19 protein-coding genes are annotated in these 21,223 nt (G+C 58.2%); 3 read left to right on the top strand and 16 right to left on the bottom strand.

Going from position 1 to position 21,223, the window contains the following annotated elements; all coding sequences use genetic code 11:
- Positions 1-27: 27 nt before the first annotated feature.
- The 8 genes from BTE54_RS09590 to BTE54_RS09555 all read right to left on the bottom strand — a co-directional run bounded on the left by BTE54_RS09590 (position 28) and on the right by BTE54_RS09555 (position 8,032).
- Positions 28-357: an L-rhamnose mutarotase gene (locus tag BTE54_RS09590; RefSeq protein ID WP_065656842.1), complete on the bottom strand. Its 330-nt coding sequence runs from the start codon at positions 355-357 to the stop codon at positions 28-30.
- A gap of 11 nt (positions 358-368) precedes the next feature.
- Positions 369-1,502 (bottom strand): mannitol dehydrogenase family protein, encoded by a 1,134-nt coding sequence (locus tag BTE54_RS09585; protein WP_078052280.1) that lies wholly within the window; start codon positions 1,500-1,502, stop codon positions 369-371.
- Positions 1,499-2,509, bottom strand: coding sequence for a zinc-binding alcohol dehydrogenase family protein (locus BTE54_RS09580; RefSeq protein WP_078052279.1), 1,011 nt, complete (start codon positions 2,507-2,509; stop codon positions 1,499-1,501). The genes BTE54_RS09585 and BTE54_RS09580 overlap by 4 nt, the downstream gene beginning before the upstream one ends.
- 3 nt (positions 2,510-2,512) lie before the next feature.
- On the bottom strand, positions 2,513-3,334 hold the full coding sequence (locus tag BTE54_RS09575; protein ID WP_078052278.1) for an amidohydrolase: 822 nt from the start codon (positions 3,332-3,334) through the stop codon (positions 2,513-2,515).
- A gap of 4 nt (positions 3,335-3,338) precedes the next feature.
- The gene (locus BTE54_RS09570) at positions 3,339-4,352 is read right to left on the bottom strand and encodes an aldo/keto reductase (RefSeq protein ID WP_065656838.1); all 1,014 of its coding nucleotides are present in this window, start codon (positions 4,350-4,352) and stop codon (positions 3,339-3,341) included.
- A gap of 65 nt (positions 4,353-4,417) precedes the next feature.
- Complete coding sequence (locus tag BTE54_RS09565) at positions 4,418-5,359, bottom strand: ABC transporter substrate-binding protein (RefSeq protein ID WP_078052277.1); 942 nt, start codon at positions 5,357-5,359, stop codon at positions 4,418-4,420.
- 76 nt (positions 5,360-5,435) lie between these two features.
- Positions 5,436-6,458, bottom strand: coding sequence for an ABC transporter permease (locus BTE54_RS09560; protein WP_065656837.1), 1,023 nt, complete (start codon positions 6,456-6,458; stop codon positions 5,436-5,438).
- A gap of 8 nt (positions 6,459-6,466) precedes the next feature.
- Complete coding sequence (locus tag BTE54_RS09555; RefSeq protein WP_198939113.1) at positions 6,467-8,032, bottom strand: sugar ABC transporter ATP-binding protein; 1,566 nt, start codon at positions 8,030-8,032, stop codon at positions 6,467-6,469.
- A gap of 254 nt (positions 8,033-8,286) precedes the next feature.
- Between BTE54_RS09555 and BTE54_RS09550 the strand changes: the two genes are divergently transcribed.
- Entirely contained in the window at positions 8,287-8,979 is a 693-nt protein-coding gene (locus BTE54_RS09550; protein WP_003520219.1) for a FadR/GntR family transcriptional regulator, read from the top strand.
- 42 nt (positions 8,980-9,021) lie between these two features.
- Positions 9,022-10,554, top strand: coding sequence for an altronate dehydratase family protein (locus BTE54_RS09545; protein WP_065656835.1), 1,533 nt, complete (start codon positions 9,022-9,024; stop codon positions 10,552-10,554).
- An 85-nt stretch (positions 10,555-10,639) separates the two neighbouring features.
- Here BTE54_RS09545 and purH read toward each other — a convergent pair whose 3' ends face one another.
- The 4 genes from purH to htpX all read right to left on the bottom strand — a co-directional run bounded on the left by purH (position 10,640) and on the right by htpX (position 16,549).
- A complete protein-coding gene (purH, locus tag BTE54_RS09540; RefSeq protein ID WP_078052276.1) occupies positions 10,640-12,256 on the bottom strand; it encodes a bifunctional phosphoribosylaminoimidazolecarboxamide formyltransferase/IMP cyclohydrolase in 1,617 nt (538 codons plus the stop codon).
- Positions 12,257-12,408: 152 nt separating this feature from the next.
- Complete coding sequence (locus tag BTE54_RS09535; RefSeq protein WP_198939124.1) at positions 12,409-14,076, bottom strand: heparinase II/III family protein; 1,668 nt, start codon at positions 14,074-14,076, stop codon at positions 12,409-12,411.
- Positions 14,077-14,201: 125 nt separating this feature from the next.
- Complete coding sequence (locus BTE54_RS09530) at positions 14,202-15,587, bottom strand: RsmB/NOP family class I SAM-dependent RNA methyltransferase (protein WP_078052275.1); 1,386 nt, start codon at positions 15,585-15,587, stop codon at positions 14,202-14,204.
- Complete coding sequence (gene htpX, locus BTE54_RS09525; protein WP_078052274.1) at positions 15,584-16,549, bottom strand: zinc metalloprotease HtpX; 966 nt, start codon at positions 16,547-16,549, stop codon at positions 15,584-15,586. The genes BTE54_RS09530 and htpX overlap by 4 nt, the downstream gene beginning before the upstream one ends.
- Before the next feature lie 116 nt (positions 16,550-16,665).
- Between htpX and BTE54_RS09520 the strand changes: the two genes are divergently transcribed.
- A complete protein-coding gene (locus BTE54_RS09520; RefSeq protein WP_003520210.1) occupies positions 16,666-16,878 on the top strand; it encodes a DUF1674 domain-containing protein in 213 nt (70 codons plus the stop codon).
- A 61-nt stretch (positions 16,879-16,939) separates the two neighbouring features.
- Here the strand turns inward: BTE54_RS09520 and BTE54_RS09515 are convergent, their stop codons facing one another.
- The 4 genes from BTE54_RS09515 to mnmG are packed head-to-tail and all read right to left on the bottom strand — an operon-like array spanning position 16,940 to position 21,178.
- Complete coding sequence (locus tag BTE54_RS09515) at positions 16,940-17,821, bottom strand: ParB/RepB/Spo0J family partition protein (RefSeq protein ID WP_078052273.1); 882 nt, start codon at positions 17,819-17,821, stop codon at positions 16,940-16,942.
- Between the two features lie 30 nt (positions 17,822-17,851).
- Positions 17,852-18,646 (bottom strand): ParA family protein, encoded by a 795-nt coding sequence (locus BTE54_RS09510; protein WP_003521142.1) that lies wholly within the window; start codon positions 18,644-18,646, stop codon positions 17,852-17,854.
- Positions 18,647-18,665: 19 nt separating this feature from the next.
- Positions 18,666-19,283, bottom strand: coding sequence for a 16S rRNA (guanine(527)-N(7))-methyltransferase RsmG (gene rsmG, locus BTE54_RS09505; RefSeq protein ID WP_078052272.1), 618 nt, complete (start codon positions 19,281-19,283; stop codon positions 18,666-18,668).
- Between the two features lie 11 nt (positions 19,284-19,294).
- Positions 19,295-21,178, bottom strand: coding sequence for a tRNA uridine-5-carboxymethylaminomethyl(34) synthesis enzyme MnmG (gene mnmG, locus BTE54_RS09500; RefSeq protein WP_078052271.1), 1,884 nt, complete (start codon positions 21,176-21,178; stop codon positions 19,295-19,297).
- Between the last annotated feature and the right edge of the window lie 45 nt (positions 21,179-21,223).

The following is a 21,223-nucleotide window of genomic DNA, read 5'->3' as shown; positions in this document are numbered from 1 at the left end:
CTCGCGGTCAGTGTCAAAGGAAATCGTTCAATCGTGGTGGAAGGTTTCTTCCATCATCGCCCACCACTCGCCTTCCTTCCGGCTTTCGAGCGGTTGCTGGCAGGGAATGGTGAAGGACCACCATTCCTGGTTCTTGGGGCTTGCGGCCATCTTCGCCATGTCGGCGCTGATATCGCTGCCGTGATATTCCCAGTAGCCGAAGAGCAGATTTTCCGGCTCGCGCAGGAAGATCGTGTAGTTGTGTATATTGCAGTCGCTGATAAGCGCCAGAACTTCAGGCCACACAGCCGCATGCAGCCTTTTATACTCCGCGATCATCTCCGGTTTGACGCCTATGACCATGCCCATGCGCTGCATGAAAAACTCCGTTATTGCTTGATGGTGGCGAGCGCAGCGCGCAGCTTCGACTGTGGCAGGCTCAATCCCAGCCGTTCCGCTGCGGCAATGATCGGGGCGAAGCGGCGGCGTTTCTTTTCATCGTGGTTGCCGGCGATATCGGAGAGCCGATGGGCGAGAAAGGGATTGCGCAAACGCTCCCGCAGCACGCCAATATAGGCCTGCGCATCATCCCCCATGCCTTCAGCAGCAAAAACCGGCAGAACCTCGTCCCGCCAAAGCGTCTCAAGATCCGTAACGAGAGCATCGTCGGCCATTGCCTGACGCACCGTCTCGTCCTTCGCACGCGCATCCTGCAACCAGCGTTCCGCCAGATAGGAATGGCCGAGATTGAGCAGGAAAAGCTTCAGCTTTTCATAGTGATCGAGATCGTCCGTCAGCACCACGGCAGGGTGCGTGCAGGGAAGGACAAGCCCGTCCTGCTTCTCTATAGCCCATAGCGCATAGGGTTCCGCCACCGCACCCACCGGGTCGATAGGCTCGGAGACGATGCGATCCACCAGACTATTGGCAAAACGGCACTTCTCATTCAGATAAAAGGCAAAACCAGCCGGCAATTGCCACTCATCGGCAAGCCGGCGAATGACCTGTTTCAGCTTTTCGCCATTGCGCGGCACGAGTTCGCAGGGGAAGATGGATACAGGTGCTTCCGGATTGCGCTGAAAACGCTCCAGCAGCAACATGCAGAGTTTCGCCGGAAAGCTTTTCGGTACAACCGTGAAATCGCCAGCAAGCCCAGCATTATCCGCCGAATCCAGCTCATAACCGCGATCGCCCGTATTGGACAGAATAACCTCGGCCTCGCAGGCAAGGCGGCGCACATCCGCCCATTCGGTCGCAGCCGTCAGCGCCCGCGCGACAGCTCCGCCCCGAATTTCCTCATCCACTTCCTGCCCATCGCGGATGCCGCGAATGCGCACGGGGTAGGGTGCCCCGCCGTTCAGTGCCGCAACACGCTTCAGGCTCTCCGCATTGCCGGTCGTCTGGACAATCGCGATGCGCCCGAGAGCCTCGCCCTTGTCCAGCGCCTGCGAAACAAAGAGATCCGCATGCGCCAGAAGAAAGCGGCTGGTGCCGAATTGCAGGATGGGCGTATCGGGCGTCATGCGACCTCCACCATGCCCTTGATCACTCCGGCCTTCGGATCGGTCAGGCCGGCGAATCTGGAGGGCACATCGGCAAGCGTCATGCGATGGGTGATCAGCGCTTCCGGTACCTTGCCTTCCCGCAGCGCCTGCAGGACGCGCTCGAAATCCTGAGGCGTGGCATTGCGGCTGCCGAGCAGCGTCGTCTCCCGCTTGTGGAATTCCGGATCGTTGAAGCTGATATCGCTGGCAACGATGGAGACCAGCACATAGGAACCACCATGGCCGACAAAGGAAAAGCCGCGCTCCATGGCTTTCGGATTGCCGGTCGCATCGAAGACCGCATCGAAAAAATCGCCGCCGGTGATGTCGGAAAGGCGATCCCTGTCGCCCTCGCCGAGCGCCACCGTGTGTGCGACGCCGAGATGTTCCCTGCAGAACTCCAGCCGGTCGGTGCGGCCGTCGATCATCGTTACTTCGCCGCCATCGAGAACCGCGAAAACCGCAACAGCCATACCAATCGGCCCGGCGCCGACGATCAGAACCTTCTGCCCCTTCTCGACAGCGCCACGACGCACCGCATGCGCACCGATAGCCAGAAATTCGGTCATCGCCGCTTGGTCGAGGCTCAGCCCCTCCGCCTTCAGCACGAATTGCTGCGGCACGCTCAGATATTCGACCATGCCGCCATCGCGATGAACGCCCAGCACACCGATATTGCGGCAGCAATTGCTCTTGCCCTTCAGGCAGGCGCTGCATTTGCCGCAAGAGATATAGGGAATGACGGTGACTACGTCGCCGGCGGACAGATGGCTGCCTTGCGGCGCTTCCTCCACCGTGCCGGAAAGCTCATGGCCCATGATACGGGGATAGGAAAGATAAGGCTGGTTGCCGGTGAAGATGTGCAGGTCCGTGCCGCAAACCCCGATGCGGCGAATACGCACCAGCACTTCACCGTCGCCACGGACTGGTTTCGGCAGTTCCTTGGAGACGAGTTGACCTGGGGTTTCGCAGAAAATCGCCAGCATGCATCACCTGTGGGAAAGGGAATAAAAACGGATGGCGTTACCGCCGAAAACTGCCGCATGGTCCTCTGCCGGCACGATATCGCGGCAGAAATCCAGCCATGCCTGATAATCGCCCGCCAGCCGCAACACCGGCCAGTCGCTGCCAAAAATCACGCGGTTGCCGCCAAAGAGTTCCAGGATGGTCTCGGCATAAGGCCGTACCGCTTCCGGCCGCTGCTCACCGCGCTCGGTCAGCAGACCGGAGAGTTTACAATGGACGTTCGGGAGAGCCGCCAGAGCGGCCATATCCTTACGCCAGTCGCTGTAGTGACCGGTAGCAATCAGGGGCTTCGCGCCATGGTCGATGACGACAGGCAATTGCGGATGGCGGCGGGCAAAGGCGAGAAGATGCGGCAGATTGGGCGGCAGGACCAGCGCATCGAACGCCAGACCATGTTTTACCAGCGCCGCCACGGCGGGATCGAGTGCCGGATCATCGATCCAGGCGACATCCTCCATGCCCTGCAACATCGGGCGGACACCCTTGAACGCCGGATGTTTTGCCCGACGGGCGATTTCACTCGCTGCATCGGCGGATTTCATGTCCACCCAGCCGACCACACCCTTGATGAAATCGGTCTCTTCCGCCAGTTCCAGCATGAAATCCGTGTCAGCCGCCGTCTCCATAGTCTGGACCAGCACGGTGCCGGAAACGCCGGCAGCGGCCAGCAAAGGCGAGAGGTCGGCGGGGAGAAAATCCCGGTAGATGGCGGCGAGCGACGGCGGCGGCCATTGCCCGGCGCGATCTTTCATCAGCCAGAAATGCTGGTGAGCGTCGATGAGCATTGACTCAGGCCTTCCCACCGGGCACCGGCGCGCCTTCAGCAATCAGGCCGCGCCTGTGCAGTTCGGACCAGAATTCATCCGGGATAGACTGCTCGAACCACTCGATATTGGAGGCGAGCTGCTGCGCATTGCGCGCACCCGAAACGACCGTGACCGACGCCGGATGGGCAAGCGGAAATTGCAGCGCGGCCGCCTGCAGCGATACGCCGAGTTCCTCGCAAACACCCTGCAACGCATCGACACGCGTGAGAATATCGGCAGGCGCGTCGGCATAATTGAATTTGCGGTTGCCGGCCAGAATGCCGGAATTGAACGCGCCGGCGACAACGAGGGCGGCACCGCTTTCAGCGCAACGGTTCATGAAAGCAAGGCTCTGCTGCTCCAGCAGCGTATAACGGCCGGCGAGCATGGCGACGTCGATATCGAAGACATCCATGGCGTCGCTGACGATTTCCCACTCATTGACGCCGAGGCCGACGGCCCCCGTCGATCCTTCCTCGCGCAGCTTGCCAAGCGCGCGGAAGCCACCGCCGGTGGTCAGCTGCTCCCAGTAATGCTGGTGCTTTTCGCCATGGGTGAAGGAGCCGATATCATGCACATAAAGAATATCCGGCTTCAGAACACCGAGCCGCTGCTGGCTTGCCTCGAAGGAGCGCAGGATACCGTCATACGAATAATCATAGACCGGGCGGAACGGCAGGGGCGCTATATAGGCATCCTCCTCCGGACCGACGGTCTCGTCAGGTACCATCACACGGCCGACCTTGGTGCTGAGCGTATATTCGTTCCGGTCATGCTCCGTCACCATAGTGCCGAGGCGACGCTCCGACCGCGTATAGCCATAAAACGGCGCGGTATCGAAATAACGCATGCCGCTTTCCCATGCCTTGTCGAACGCACCCTTGGACTCTTCATAGGGCGTGACGCGGTAGAGATTGCCCATCTGGGCGCAACCGAGGCCCATGACGGTGACGTCGACGGCGCGGCGCGGCAATTTACGTGTATCGGAGACTTTCATCGCAGGGACTTTCCAGCTTGTCTTTGGAAAGACGCGCCGCCGCAAAGCGGCGCGTCATCACGCAATCAATAAAGAACGTTCTTGGCTTCCGGCTTTTCGATATTGTCTTTGGTGACAACAACGACGCCGGTGTCGACGAACTTTTCGACCTTTTCCTTGCCGATGAGCTTGGAAATGGTCTCTACGCCCTTTTCACCCATCTGATAGGAACCCTGAACCACGATACCGGCCAGCGTGCCATCCTTGACGAAGCCCTGAAGGTCCTGATTGCCGTCGAAGCCGATGGCGACAACCTTGCCGGCCTTACCGCTCTGGGCGAGCGCGCGACCGACGCCGATTGCCGTCGGCTCATTGGCGCCGAAAATGCCCTTGAGGTCGGAATTGGCGGCCAGAACGTCGGTCGTCTGGTTCAGCGCGGTCGCCATCTGCGACTGCGAATAGAATGGGCCGACGATCTTCAGGTTGGAGTTCATCTGGATGTAATCGGTGAAACCGCCGACACGGCCGATTTCAGAACCGGCACCGGCGACATAGGACATGACGGCGATCTTGCCTTCCTTGCCCACCTTGTCGATCAGCGCCTGCGCTGCCAGTTCACCGGCTTTCTTGTTATCGGTCGCCAGAAACGACTGGTAATATCGCTCCGAGCCCTTTGCGAGCTGCGAGTCGATCAGAACCACCGGAATACGGGCTTCCCAGGCCTTCTTGACGGCAGGCACCAGCGCGTCCGGATCGGAAGGTGCCAGAACAATGCCCGCGACCTTACGGTTGATGGCGTTTTCGACCATGTTGACCTGGTCGGCAATGGCGGACTCGGCAGCCGGCCCCTGGAAGGTCATGGTATTGCCGGAAGAGTTCTTCATCGCCGCATCAGCGCCCTTCTGGACGTTCTGCCAGAAGGTGGAGTTGACGGTTTTGACGATGACGGCGATTTCACCGGCCTGCACGGTGGAAACGCTCCACAGCGCAATTGCGGATGTCAGAAGGGCAGTCGCAATTTTCTTCATTTCTTCCTCCGTGATGTCGGCATACCGGGCCTCCCCTTGCCGATCTTTTTTGCGGAAAGGGTCCGCAGGCCCTTGATCAGCGGCGGTTGCGCAACTGGTCGATCCAGACGGTGACCAGAATGACGAGGCCGATGATGATCTGTTGTGTGAAGGCGGAAACGCCATTCATGTTGAGACCGTTGCGCAGGATGCCAATGACGAAGGCACCGATGGCCGTACCGGAAATCGTTCCCACGCCGCCGATCAGCGATGTGCCGCCGATAACGGCGCTGGCAATGGCGTCCAGCTCATACATCACACCCTCGTTCGGCTGGGCGGTGACGAGGCGAGACATCAGCACGCAGCCCGTCAGCCCGGCGAGCGTGCCGGACAGGATGTAGGTGAAATTTGTGACGCGGGCGACATTGACGCCGGAAAGGCGCGCGGCTTCGGCGTTGGAACCGACAGCGTAAATGTGACGGCCGAGGATCGAGCGGTTGAGCATAAAGGAAACCGCAAGCGCAATCACCACCATCAGGATGACGGGGTAGGGAATGCCGGGAAACACCACATTCGGAAAGCCGTCGTCACCGATAGTGACGATGCGGAAGAGGGCGCCATTGCCGAGTTCGCCGAAAGATTCGCCGAGGCCGGAGACGGCGCGCGCACCGGTGATCTGCAGCGCTACGCCACGAGCGATCAACATCATGCCGAGGGTGGCGATGAAGGGCGGCAGCTTGAAACGGGTGACCAGAAGACCGTTGATGAGACCGCAGAGCGACCCCGTCAGAATGCCGAGCAACATGCCGACCGGCACCGGCATGCCGAGTTCCTTCACCGCAAGGGCGGCGACGACACCGGCAAGCGCAAGCACAGAACCGACGGAAAGATCGATGCCGCCGGTGATGATGACACAGGTAGCCCCGATGCCGAGCAGCGCGATGGACGTGACCTGCAATGCAATCGTCATGCCGTTATTGACGGTGAAGAAGGCGCTGCTGGTGGCGGAAAAGACCGCGACAAGCGCAAAGAGGCTGCCAAGTGCGGCAAACTTCTGGATAATATCCTTCTGGCGGTCGCTGACTGCGAAGCTCTTCTTGGGTTCTGCAATATTGGCCATGTCGTTCCTCACTGCGCGGTCCGGCCGTAACCGGACGCATACCGCATGATTTCTTCCTGATTGGTCTTGGCGGTTTCGAGCACGCCCGTAATCCGGCCCTGGTGGAAAACGGCGATACGATCCGTCAGCCCAAGAATTTCCGGCAGTTCCGAACTGATGAGAATGACGCCGATGCCCTGCGCGGCGAGCTCGTCCATGATCTTGTAGATCGCGAATTTCGCGCCGACATCGATGCCGCGTGTCGGCTCGTCGAAGAACAGCACGCGAGATTGCCGGAACAACCATTTGCCGATGATGATTTTCTGCTGATTGCCGCCGGAAAGCAGCCGCACCGTCTGCCCGATCGAGGGAGTACGGATATTCAGGAGATCGACGTAGCGCTTTGCCACATCGTCATGTTTCTTGAAATCGATCAGGCCGAAACGGTTGGAAACCTCGCCGAGATTGGCAAGCGTCGTATTGGCCGCCACCGACATCTTGATGGCGAGACCATCGCTTTTACGGTCTTCCGAGAGATAGGCGATGCCCTCCTCAATGGCGTCCTGTGGCGAATTGATCGAAAGTTCGCGCCCGTTGAAAACGATCTTGCCCGCATCGAGCGGATCGGCGCCGAAGATCGCCCTGGCGACTTCGGTGCGGCCGGCGCCCATCAGCCCGGCAAAACCGAGGATTTCACCACGTCGCAGCGAAAAACCGACGTCGTGGAACACGCCGCTGCGCGTCAGGCCCTCGACGGAAAAAATAACATCTTCCGTGGGGCGCGATGTACGCTCGGGGAATTTGTCTTCCAGCGAACGCCCGACCATGCGCGTGACGATGTCGTCAACGGTGATCGAAGCGAAATCGTCGGTCGAAATATAACGTCCGTCACGCAGAACCGTCACACGGTCGACGATTTCGGCCATTTCATCGAGACGGTGGGAAATATAAACGATCCCGACACCGGATGCCTTGAGATCGCGGATGACCTTGAACAGGAGCCGCGTCTCCTGCTCGGTCAGCGAAGAGGTCGGCTCATCCATGATGAGCACTTCAGCGTCAAGAGAAAGCGCCTTGGCGATTTCCACCATCTGACACTGGGCGACCGAAAGGCCGCGGACGATCTGGTCGGGGTCGATATCGACACCCAGCCGGTCGAGACAGCGCTTGGCATCGAGGCGCAGCTTCTTGCGGTCAACGAGGAAACCGCGACGCGGTTCTCGCGCAAGATAGATGTTTTCGGCAACGGAAAGATGCGGAACGAGGTTGAGTTCCTGATGAATGATGGCGATGCCCGCAGCTTCGGATTCCAGCGGCGATGCATATTGCACCTTCACGCCTTTATGAAGGATGGTGCCGTCGCTCGGCTGATAGACGCCGCTGACGATCTTCATCAGCGTCGATTTCCCCGCACCATTTTCACCGCAGACGGCATGTACCTCGCCGGCGCGCAGATCGAAATGCACGTTCGACAGTGCTTTGACGCCGGGAAATTCCTTGCTGATGTTATCGAGGCGCAGGAGCACCACGCGCTGTCCATGCGCCATCTGTTCAGGCGAAAAATCGCCTCGAATTATCGATGCGCCCTGCGACATCTGGAAACCTCCCACCCGTATCCCCGCTCCACCGGGGTCATGAACAGGCCAAATGGTTAGGCCGGTTTTTCAGAATGGTCAAGCCAATTAGGCCAAAATTTGCGAAGCCATATCCAAAGCAGGAACAACACATGAAAAGGTAATCAATAATAAATAGGTAATTTCATATACTTAAGTAATTCCTTGCGTATTGATACGCTTGGCGTTACGGTAAGGCCAAATACGAATTGCAGACAGGGCTCGTCAAAAAACACATGAGTGGTCAGGCCAAAATAGCGGAACCGCGCAGGCTTTATCAGCAGATTGCGGACCAGATACGCGAACTCATCGATATGGGTGAATTCCTGCCCGGCACGCGGCTTCCCGCCGAACGCGAACTAGCACAGAAGCTCGGCGTATCGAGGCCTTCCTTGCGCGAGGCGCTGATTGCGCTTGAAATCGACAACACCGTCGAAATTCGCATGGGTTCCGGCGTTTATGTGTCGGCGGAAGCGTTGCAGACGACCCACCATACCAAATCGCTGGGTGACAGCCCCTCCGAACTGATGCAGGCGCGCGCCGCGCTGGAGGGAGCGACCATCGTGCTGGCGACAAGCCGGATGACCGATGAGACAATCGCGACCCTCCGCCAGATACTCAATACCATGCAGCGGGAAATCGAGGCCGGCCGCAAGCCTCTGGATCAGGATCGGCTGTTTCATGTCACCATCGCCGAGCAATCCGGTAACAGCGTTTTGGCCCGAATGGTGGCCAACCTCTTCGATGAGCGCCACAGCCCCATTTCGGCCCAGCTTCGCGTGAAATTCGAAGACCGCGACACCTGGACCCATGCGCTTCAGGAACACGAGGCCATTCTGGCAGCGCTTGAACTGAAAGACCCGCTACTGGCGCAGGCCGCCATGCATACCCATCTGGAAGGTTCGAAGAGACGCTGGGTCGAAAACTGATCTGGAAACATAGCAGGCAATATACCGGGAGGAGGAAAACCCGTGAGTGAGAATTCCGAGGCAACCATTTTGCTGAACGCCAACGACAATGTTGCGGTGGCACGTCGGTCCATTCCGGCCGGCGGCGCGACGGGCAGGGGCGATCTGGCGGCGCTCGAGCTGATCGGGCGCGGGCACAAGGTGGCCCTCAAATTCATCAAATCGGGCGATGAGGTGCTGAAATACGGACAGGTCATCGGTATCGCAACCCAGGATATCGAGCCCGGCCGCCACGTGCACCTGCACAATCTCGCCATGGTGCCTTCCGAACACGCGCATCAGTTCAGCGTTGATATCGAAGAAAAGGGCATGGTCCCGGAAGCCGAACGCCGAACGTTCAAGGGTTATGACCGTGGCCTCGGTGGCGTCGGAACACGAAACTATATCGGCGTCATCGCTTCGGTGAACTGTTCCGCCACGGTCTCGCGTTACATCGCGGATTATTTCAACAAGCAGGGCGGCCTTGATGGTTTCGACAATGTCGATGGCGTCGTGGCGCTGACCCATGGCGGCGGCTGTGCGCTGAATACGAAATCGGAAGGTTACCGCCTGCTGATCCGAACTATTCAGGGCTATGCCCGCCACCCGAATTTCGGCGGCATTCTGCTGATCGGCCTCGGTTGTGAAACCAACCAGATCGCGCCCATTCTCGAACATTACAAGATGGAAGAGGGTGAGCGGCTGCGCACCATGACGATCCAGCAGCATGGCGGCACCCGCAAGACGATCGATGCGGCGATTGCCGAGATCAAGGCCATGCTACCGATGGTCAATGCCGCCCGCCGAACGGAGCAACCGCTTTCCAAGCTGAAGGTGGCACTGGAATGCGGCGGCTCGGATGGTTATTCCGGCATTTCCGCCAACCCGGCTCTGGGTTATGCCTCCGACCTCATCGTCCGCAACGGTGGAACCACGGTCCTCTCCGAGACGCCGGAGATTTACGGCGCTGAACACCTCCTGACGAAGCGCGCCGTCACACCTGCCGTCGCCGAAAAGCTGCTACAGCGTATCGACTGGTGGCGTGATTATACCGCCCGCAATGGCGACGAACTGAATAACAACCCCTCCCACGGCAATAAGCTTGGCGGCCTCACCACCATTCTGGAAAAATCGCTGGGCGCGGTCGCCAAGGGCGGCTCCATGCCGCTGAAGGCGGTTTATGAATTCGCCGAAACCGTAACGGAGCAGGGTTTCGTCTTCATGGATACGCCCGGCTATGACCCCGTTGCGGTCACCGGCCAGGTCGCCGGCGGCTGCAACGTCATCTGTTTCACCACCGGCCGCGGCTCGGTTTCGGGCTTCAAGCCGTCACCATGCATCAAGATCGCCACCAATTCCGAAATGTATGAACACATGAAGGAAGACATGGATATCAATTGCGGTGAGATCGTCACCGGCGCTGAAACCATCGAGGAATCCGGCAAACGAATTTTCGAGCATATTCTGGCGGTGGCCTCCGGCGAAAAGACCGTCAGTGAGATCTACGACTACGGCGACAATGAATTTGTACCGTGGCAGGTCGGCGCAGTGACCTGAACCCGTCGCACCAAGACTGTCCCACGTGAAACAAAGGCCCGGAAAGTGTTTTCCGGGCCTTCGTTATTCCTAGCTGTTTCCGCGTTTAGTGGCGGAAGTGGCGCATGCCGGTAAAAACCATCGCCACATTGTGCTCATTCGCGGCGTCAATCACTTCCTGATCGCGCATGGAGCCGCCCGGCTGGATGACGGCGGTGGCACCTGCGGCAATCGCGGCGAGCAAACCGTCGGCAAAGGGATAAAATGCTTCCGAAGCGACGGCGGAGCCGCGCGTCAACGGTTCGGCAAGGCCAAGAGCCTTGGCGGCATCTTCCGCCTTCTGGGCAGCGATACGGGCCGAATCCACACGGCTCATCTGGCCCGCGCCGATGCCAGCCGTCTGCCCGTCCTTGGCGTAAATGACGGCATTGGACTTCACATGCTTTGCGATCTTGAAGGCAAATTTCATATCTTCAAGTTCCTGCGGCGTCGGCGCACGCTTGGTGACGACCTTGAGGTCGAGATCCTCGACCATGCCATTGTCGCGGCTCTGCACCAACAGGCCGCCCGAGACGGTCTTCGCGGTAATGCCCGCCGCGCGGGGATCAGGCAGGCCGCCAGCGGCCAGAAGGCGCAGGTTCGGCTTGCGGGCAATGATGGACTTCGCTTCTTCGGTAACATCAGGCGCGATGATGACTTCAGTGAAGAGTTTGACGATTTCTTCCGCCGTTTCCGCATCGAGCGTGCGGTTCAGGGCGATGACGCCGCCAAAGGCCGACACGGAATCGCATGCCAGCGCCCGCCGGTAAGCTTCGGCAAGTGTCGGACCCGTCGCCACGCCGCAGGGATTGGCGTGCTTGATGATGGCGACTGCCGGCGCATTTTCCGGCAGGAATTCCGCCACGAGCTCGTAAGCTGCATCGGTGTCATTGATGTTGTTATAGGAAAGCTGCTTGCCCTGAAGAAGCGTGGCCGTTGCAACGCCCGGACGCTTTTCGCCGGTGAGGTAAAAACCAGCGCTCTGATGCGGGTTTTCGCCATACCGCATCTTTTCCTTCAGCGCGCCGCCGATGGCGCGGTAATCCGGTGTTTCGATCGCAAGCGCCTCGGCAAACCAGTTGGAAATCACCGCATCATAGGCGGCGGTGCGGGCATAGGCCTTGGCGGCAAAACGCTGGCGCAGCGCATAGGATGTCTGGCCGTCATCGGCCTGCAGGGCTTCAACCAGATCGGGATAGTCAGACGGATCGGTAACCACCGTGACATAGGCATGGTTCTTGGCGGAAGCGCGGATCATCGCCGGGCCGCCAATATCGATGTTCTCCACCGTCGTCGGATAATCGCCGCCCTTGGCGCGAACTTCCTCGAAGGGATAGAGATTGATGACCGAGAGATCGATTGCCTCGATGCCGTGCGCCTTCATCGCCTCGACATGCTCTGCATCGTCCCGGATGGCCAGAAGCCCGCCATGGACATTGGGATGCAGCGTCTTGACGCGACCGTCCATGATCTCGGGAAAATTCGTTACGTCGGAGACATCCGTCACCGGCAAGCCTGCTTCGGCAATGGCCTTCGCCGTTCCACCGGTCGACAGAAGCTTGACGCCAAGCTTCGACAGAACCGTCGCCAGCTCGATAATGTCAGTCTTGTCGGACACGGAAAGAAGCGCCGTGCGGATTTTGACCTTATCGGGGGCGGGGATTTTTTTGGACACGACGGCCATCAGGCATACTCCGTTTAACGGGGAGGACAGGCTGGAATGGGATTGATCCAGCAACTGCCGCCGCGTTAACACAGCTTACCGGATTAATAAACAGCGGGGATGCCGAACGGTGAAAACTATGGTGGTTTTTGACCGGCACCGCCGGAAATTGTCTAAGCCTGGCGTTCGATGAGCCAGCGGATTTCCCGCGTATTTGCGAGATTGAAGGGGAGTTCGATCTGCTGCGACGGGCGCATACCGGACGCATCGGCCATGAAGACATCCTCGGTGACGAAAAGCTCCAGCCCCGGTGCGGAAAACAGCCAGACGGTTCCATCCGCTGCCTCCAGATAGGCGGACTCCTCATCCCGCTGGTGTATCTGAATGTGGGGATGAATATGGAAACGTGAAACCGCCGTGACCGACTGCAATTGCGTTTTTACCGCACTCGCATCGGCCCGAAGCAGATCGCGACCCTTTATCTTGGTGCCGGCCGCATTCAATTCTATTTCCCGCTCATGGTGGCAGCCGAAATTCTGCAAATAGCCGTCATGAGACGCCCACAGGATGTCATTGCCGTTCGCATCCGTTCCACGCCGGCTGTCGACGTGGCTGACGCCTGATACCATGATCGGACCAAGCAGCCGCGAGCGCGACAGTCTGCACGATGATGTATCCGCAAGCGTGACGGTGGAATGCGCCGCCGTGGAACGGCTGGCCCGCTGATATTCCGGCGCGGCGTTGCGTGGAAAGCCGGAATTGACGATGAAGCGGTTCTTGCCACAGGACATTTCGAAAGACAGGCAACCCGAATGGGCATTGCGTGAAAGCTCCGCCGAGCCGGGATAGCCCGTATCCACGATGATGACCGTATCGTCCGTCGCAAGCCGGTGGTAATTCACGTCCGGCAGAACCTTGGAGGGCCGGCCGGCCGTTTCATCATAGCGCAGCACCGAAACAAGCTCATTGGCGAGCGTCGCCGTAGCGCCGTTGAACAGCGCGAGATCGCCGCCCTGATGCCGGAAGAACCGGATCGCCGGGAACATGCGGTCTATCGCCGGCACCAGGCCGGAGGGCAGATCGTGGCCGAGATTGATATAACTTTGCCGAAGCGGCAGGAGATCGAGCAGCAGGTCCAGCATGACGCGTGGATTGCGGGAAACATGCCCGCCATCGGGCAGAATCTGGCGTTCCATTTCCTGAGCCAGCTTCATTCCATTCCGCGTGATCCGCGAAAGGCGCGTTGGCATGGCGATGGAAGCCATGGCCAAGGCAATCCTGATCCTCAGCCGCGCTTCGCCATCCGGCGCATGTCGGACGATTCTTTCGAGATAACGCACATGAAATGCGAGGCTTTTCAGGAACCGGCGATAAAAACCGGCATCGGCCTCGTATAAAACCACGGGAGAGTGCGAAAGCCAGGCAATCAGCCTTTGTGCGGCGATTTCCGGCGACCAGGCAGTGCCTGCAAGCCGTTTGCCATGAAGCACCATCCATTCCGCAACAATACGACGCGCCCGTTTGCAGGCCTCGCTCGATTTATCGGAGCGAATATGCCGTAGCCAACTGAATGCATGCAGCCGTTCTTCAAAGACCGCCGATGGATATTCCACCTGAAATGGCGAAGCTCCGCCGGTTTCGACGACACGCCCGGCCAGCGCGATGCGGCCCCGCAACAGTTCCTCGGCGAAATAGGGATCGATGGCTCTGAGATCGGTCGGCGCCGCCACCAGACCGTCTGGTGCACGGGTGGCAAATCGCGACATATGCAGGCGCAAAGGGGTGAGGCCGACACACAGATGACGATACGCCATCCGCGACAGAAGACCGGCGGCATTCATGCTGCCTGCAAAGGACCCTAACAAGCTGTGTTTCCCGTTTCACATGTTTTGTTTTTATCAGTGAACCGCGACGACCGGAACGTTTTCGATAAATATCTAATGATTCGCGAAAGCTTGGCTTTTTTCTACTTCTTACGCAAGACACTGCTAAAAAACCCATCGACGCCGCCGAACATGTCCGGTGTCGTACGAAGATCGCCATTGGGGCTGATAGCCGCTTCCATTCCAGGCCAATCCTCGCGGCGGACGGCAACACGCTCCACACCCGGATATTCCGCCAGAACCTCGGCAATCATCGCTTCTCCTTCGGAAGGATCGAGCGAGCAATTGGAGAAGACCACAAGGCCGCCGGGGCCAACAAGCGTCAGCGCATGCCGCAGCATCTGTCCCTGAAGGGCAGCGAGTTTGGCAATGTCGTTCTCATCCTTGGTCCAGCAGACATCGGGATGTTTGCGAAGTGTCCCGGTGGAAGAACAGGGCGCATCGAGGAGGACCGCGTCAAAAAGCTGTTCCGGCTGGTACTTCAGCATATTGGCTTCCACCGTTTCGGCGCGGAGGCCAAGCCGGTCGAGATTTTCCCTGAGGCGACGAAGACGGTTACCGGACTGATCCAGCGCCGTCACATTGGCGCCCGCCAGTGCAAGCTGCGCGGTCTTGCCGCCCGGAGCAGCACAGAGATCTGCGACACGTTTACCCGCGATGTCGCCCATAAGGCGAACCGGCATGCTGGCGGCGAGATCCTGCACCCACCACGCACCTTCAGCGAAGCCTTCAAGCGATGGGATCTGCCCCTCGAATTCACCCAGGCGCACGCTGCCATTCGGCATGAGCGTACCGCCCAGTTTTTCCGCCCAAAGAGCAGGATCAGCCTTGATCGTCAGATCAATTGAGGAGGGTGTCAGCTGCGCCTCCGAAATCCTTTGCGCAACCTCATTGCCGTAAGCGGAAACAAGCCGCGCATGGAACCAGTCCGGCAGTACCGGAACGCCGGCGACAGCCTTCTCGATATCCGCTTTTTCACGACCGAGCCGTCGAAGAACGGCGTTCACCAGTTTGACGAAACGCCGGTTGCGCGGATCGCGGTGAGCTTGCTCCACGGCGAGATCGACAGCGGAATGATCCGGCACATCGAGGTAAAGCATCTGCGCCGCACCGACGACGAGAACGTGATGCAGCGAACGCGCGCCCTGCGGCAGCGGCCCATCCAGCAGCATCGACAATGCCGTTTCAATCCGCGGGAGGTGGCGAAGCGCGCTGTTGACGATGGCTCTCACCAGCGCCCGGTCCGCAAGCGACAGGGCTCGATAGACGGGATTGCCGTTTTCGCTATCGAGCATCCCATCCAGCGAGGTCTTCTTTTCCAGAACGGCCGCCAGAATGCGGGTCGCGGCGATGCGCGCGGCGAGACCCGGCTTGTCCTGGAAAGACGAAGGGCCGTCTTCACGGCCCCTCCCATTTGCTGGTCTCGGTTTTCTGGACCGCGCCGGCTTATTCTGAATATCGGATGTCAAGACCACGGCCCCTTGCGCTCGTTTTCATTGCCGCGTCCCCAGCCTGTTTTGGGAACGGAGCCTAATTTGCGCAGAGGTCTATCACCCGATGGCGGCGGCGTCGATCCTCGCGGGGAAAACTCCTGTGCCATGGCATGCAGCGCGGCCACGCGGTTTTCCGTATTCGGATGGGTGGAGAAGAGATTGTCCATGCGCTCGCCGGAAAGCGGATTGATGATGAACATATGTGCCGTTGCCGGGTTACGCTCGGCATCGTCATTGTGGATGCGCTGCGCCATGCCCGAAATCTTCTGCAAGGCGGAAGCAAGCCACAGAGGGTTGCCGCAGATTTCCGCGCCGCGCCGGTCAGCGGAATATTCCCGCGTGCGGCTGATCGCCATCTGCACCAGCATCGCTGCCAGCGGCGCCACGATCATCGCGACCAGCACGCCGATAAATCCGAGCGGATTATTGTTGTTCTCCCGGTTGCCGCCGAAGAAGAAGGCAAAATTGCCGAGCATGGAGATGGCGCCGGCCAGCGTGGCGGTAATTGTCATGGTCAGCGTGTCCCGGTTCTGCACATGCGCAAGCTCATGCGCCATGACACCGGCCACTTCCTCGGGCGTGAGACGCTCCAGCAGTCCTGTCGAAGCGGCAACAGCGGCATTCTGCGGATTCCGCCCGGTCGCGAAGGCATTGGGTTGCGGGCTATCGTAAATATAAACCTTCGGCATCGGCAGACCGGCATTCTGCGACAGGTCGCGGATCATGTGAAAAAATTCGGGCGCATTCGCCTCGTCGATCTCCCGCGCATGATAGGCGGAGAGAACCATCTTGTCAGAGTTCCAGTAGGAAAAAATATTCATACCGGCCGCGATGACCAGGGCAATCATCATGCCGCCCTTGCCGCCAATCAGAAAACCGACACCCATGAACAATGCGGTCATGAAGGCCAGAAGCATTGCCGTGCGCATCATGTTCATCCGTTAAACTCTCCTTGTCACTCACCGGGAATATTCCGGGGTTTATAAAGCCCCTCGGATTATATAATCTGGTAAGCGGCAAACGTATTTCAATATCCCGTCATAGGGAGGATTTCATGCAGAATGCGGATAATGACAACGCCACAGACAGTGGCGCGGAAAGTGTAAAGCGACTTTCGCCGGCGGCGCAGCGAGCGTTGAAAGAAGCGGAAGAACGGCGCAAGCAACAGGCCGATCTCCAGTTGCCGCCGGAAACCGGCGGCCGCGGCGGCGCGGAACCCGTGCGTTTCGGCGATTACGAAATAAAAGGCCGGGCCATCGACTTTTGAACGCCGTAAATAAAAATACCCGCCAAAGGCGGGTATTTTATATTTTAAAACAAATAGTTACTTATTTCTGCTCCAGAAGCCGGCATACCGCTTCAAGCTGTTCCAATGTCCGATAACCGATACGGATTTGCCCCGATCCGCCCTTGTGGCTGATCTTCACATCCAGCCCGAGAGCATCGGACAGGCTGCGTTCGAGCGCGATCGTATCGGAATCCTTTTCCGCCGCAGGTCGCTTCTCCGCAACATCGCCCTGCGATTTGATATCGTTCTGCGCCAGGCGCTCGGCATCACGGACCGAAAGTCCCTTGGATACGATTGTTTTCGCGAGCGTCGCCGGATCGGAAGTGGAAACAAGCGCGCGGGCATGACCTGCAGAGAGCGAACCATCCGCCAGCATATCCCGTACCGGATCGGGAAGCTTCAAAAGCCGCAGGCTGTTGGCAACGTGGCTTCGGCTCTTGCCGATGATTTCGCCGAGATCATTCTGCGTATAGCCATGTTCGGCGATCAGCTGCTCATACCCCATCGCTTCTTCAAGCGGATTGAGGTCGGAACGCTGTACGTTTTCGACAATTGCCAGTTCCAGCGCCGTGCGATCATCCACATCGCGAACGATGACGGGAACATCGGTAAAGCCCGCCAGCTGCGCCGCACGCCAGCGCCTCTCGCCCGCAATAATCTCGTATCGGTTGACTTCAACCGTTCTTACGACCACAGGCTGAACAATTCCATGCTGACGAATGGAGGCAGCAAGATCCTGCAGCTCGTTCTCATCGAAATGACGCCGCGGGTTCCTCTGGCTGCGAGCGATGAATTCGATGGGAATGGTACGATCGGCGTTAACAGCGCGCTGAGGCTCACCCACAGGCACAGGCTGGTCCATTTCTCCAATCAATGCGGCAAGACCGCGCCCCAGCCGACGCTTGGAAAGATCATCACTCATAAGATATTACTCCATACATTCCGGCAAACGTCAGGCGGCTTTACGCAGACGCTCTCTCTGAATCACTTCGGACGCCAGTTGCAGATAGGCCTGGCTGCCGGCACATTTCAGATCATAGAGAATTGCCGGCTTACCATAGGACGGCGCTTCGGAAACACGCACATTGCGTGGAATGAGCGTGTGGTAGACCTTTTCGCCCAGATGCGTGCGCACATCCGAAACAACCTGTTGTGCAAGATTATTTCGCGCATCGAACATCGTAAGAACGATGCCCTGTATATCGAGCTGCGGGTTCACCGATCCACGAATCTGACTGACCGTATCCAGCAACTGGCTAAGGCCCTCCAGTGCAAAGAACTCGCATTGCAGCGGCACGAGCACGGAATGTGCGGCCGTCATGGCATTCATGGTCAAAAGATTGAAAGAAGGAGGGCAGTCGACGAGAATGTAGGAGTAGCCTCTGGCTTCCTGTGTCTCCATGGCCGCACGCAGCAGGAAAACGCGGTTGGAAACATTCGCAACCTGCATTTCGAAACCGAGCAAATCCATCGTGGAGGGTACGATGTCGAGATTGGGAACGGCGGTGGGAACAGCAACTTCCGCTACCCCATGATCTCCGACCAGAAGATCATATGACGAAAGCTTGCGCTCCTTGCGGTCGATTCCAAGCCCGGTACTCGCATTACCCTGCGGGTCCAGATCCACAATCAGCACGCGCTCACCAATAGCCGCCAGCGCGGTCGCCAGATTGATGGCGGTTGTCGTTTTACCAACGCCGCCTTTCTGGTTTGCAACTGCGATAATTCGGTTTTTTTCCAAAGTCATGCCGCACCTGGTCAGCTCATCAGCGCCTCAAAGCGAGGTTGCTGATTTCAAGAACAACAGAATCTGCCTCAATGGCACTCTGATGTTTTACCAGATCAAACTCCCAGCGACCATGTGCTTTCTGCACTTCAGAATCATAATCCCGGCCTTTATTAAAATAGGCCTTTAGATTTGGATTATTCTGCGCCCAGGGATGGATATAATCGAAAAGCAGATCCAGTTCGGCGAGCGCGCGCGCTGAAACAGCGTCGCAATTTTTGATGATTTCCGGTGCCGTCTCGATCCTGACAGGGTGGACTGCACCTCTTGCACCGGTTTCCTTCAGTGCAATTCGCAAGAATGCCGCCTTTTTATTGTTGCTTTCGACCAGATCAACCCAACCTTCGCCAAGCTCCGCCAGAAAAATCGCGGTGACGACCCCGGGAAATCCGCCGCCGCTTCCAAGATCAATCCACTTTTTTGGCTGAGGAGAGAGCTGGAATATCTGCGCGCTGTCGGCCACGTGCCGGTTCCAAAGCTCGGCCAGAGTGGAAGGCGCTACCAGATTTGTGGTTCTGTTCCACTTCTTAAAAAGCTCGACAAAACGCTCGAGCCTTTCCTGTGTTTCACGTGAAACACTCTGGCCGTTTATCTTCATAATCCGACTCGCTATTGGTGCATGCGTAATTTTTCACTTCGCGTTGCGGAATCCTTCCGCAGAAGTGCGAGCAGCAGCGATATCGCAGCCGGCGTCATGCCGTCAACACGAGCGGCCTGGGCAATATTCTCAGGACGGGCTTTTTCCAGCTTTTGTTTAAGCTCATTGGAGAGGCCGGACAAACTCTTAAAATCAAAATCATCCGGGATTTTTCTGTCTTCGTCCCGCTTGATATCGATGATATCGGCGCTCTGTCTCTGCATATAGACCGCATAACTCGCCTCGATCTGCAAGACCTCTGCAACTTTGCTGTCAAGGGCACCCAATTCCGGCCAATGTTCGGTAAGGACTTCGAGAGTCATATCCGGATAGGCCAGCAATTCATAAACGGACCGGCGTTGGCCGTCCTGATTAAGTTTCAACCCCTGCTTCGCCGCCTGGGACGGGCTAATGGAAATCGCCTTCATCAGCTCTCGACCGCGATCCAGATCGGAAATGAAGTTTGCAAAGCGTTCCTGCCGCGCGCGGCCGACAATGCCAGCCATCTGACCGATTGGCGTAAGCCGCAGATCCGCGTTGTCGACGCGCAGCGAAAGACGATACTCCGCTCTGGAGGTAAACATGCGATAGGGTTCGCTGACACCTTTCGACGTCAGGTCATCAATCATGACGCCGATGTAAGACTCGGTTCGGCTAAAATAGACCGGATCGGCATCGCCGGCATAAAGCGATGCATTCAAGCCGGCAACGAGACCCTGAGCGCCCGCTTCTTCATAACCCGTCGTGCCATTAATCTGACCGGCCAGAAACAATCCGGGAATCTTGCGGCATTCCAGCGATGGCTTCAGCTCGCGCGGATCGACATAATCATATTCGATCGCGTAACCCGGCTGCAGGATCGTCACCTGTTCAAGGCCCGGTATCGTTCGGATAAATTGCTCCTGAACGGAAGCGGGAAGGGACGTCGATATACCGTTTGGGTAAATGGTGTGATCGTCGAGACCTTCCGGCTCGAGGAATATCTGATGACCGTCCCGTTCGCCGAAACGGGTGATCTTATCCTCAATCGAAGGGCAATAACGGGGACCGACCCCCTCGATCTGTCCAGAATACATCGCCGACAAATGAATATTGTCCTGAATGATCTTATGGCCAGCCGGGGTGGTGCGAGTTACACCACATTCTATTTGCGGATTGAGAATACGATCCGTCATAAAGGAAAATGGGACAGGATCCTCATCGGCGGCCTGCCGATCCACCGCATTCCACTCAATCGTGCGTCCGTCCAGTCGGGCAGGGGTACCGGTTTTCAGGCGGCCCATAACGAGCCCCAGCCTCGAGAGCGTGTCCGAGAGGCCAATAGACGGCATTTCTCCCACACGTCCCGCCGGAATCTTTTCGGAACCGATATGAATGAGACCGCGCAGGAAGGTTCCGCTCGTCAGCACAACTGCGCCACAAGGAATCCGGCTACCGTTCTTCATGATAACGGCTGCGACGCGATCATCGGCCATCTCAATATCGAAAGCATCGCCTTCAATAATGGTGAGGTTTTCAATCGAATCGATCTCGCGTTGCATGGCTTCGCGGTAAAGCCGCCGGTCGGCTTGCGTGCGCGGACCACGCACGGCCGGTCCCTTTTTGCGATTGAGCATGCGGAATTGTATGCCCGCTGCATCGGCAACACGACCCATCAAGCCATCCAGCGCATCGATCTCACGAACGAGGTGGCCTTTTCCCAGACCGCCAATGGCGGGGTTGCAGGACATGACGCCGATCGTCTCACGCTTGTGGGTAACAAGGGCGGTTTTTGCACCATGCCTCGCAGCAGCGGCCGCGGCTTCGCTGCCCGCGTGGCCACCGCCAATAACAACGACATCGAATGACTGGTGCATATCCCTGCGCCCTGTTCTCTCAGCATCGACATCGCCGCTCGGCCG

This window comes from Agrobacterium sp. YIC 4121, assembly GCF_002008205.1.
In the GTDB taxonomy this organism is placed as follows: domain Bacteria; phylum Pseudomonadota; class Alphaproteobacteria; order Rhizobiales; family Rhizobiaceae; genus Agrobacterium; species Agrobacterium leguminum.
This window is presented reverse-complemented; position numbering and strand designations above follow the sequence as displayed.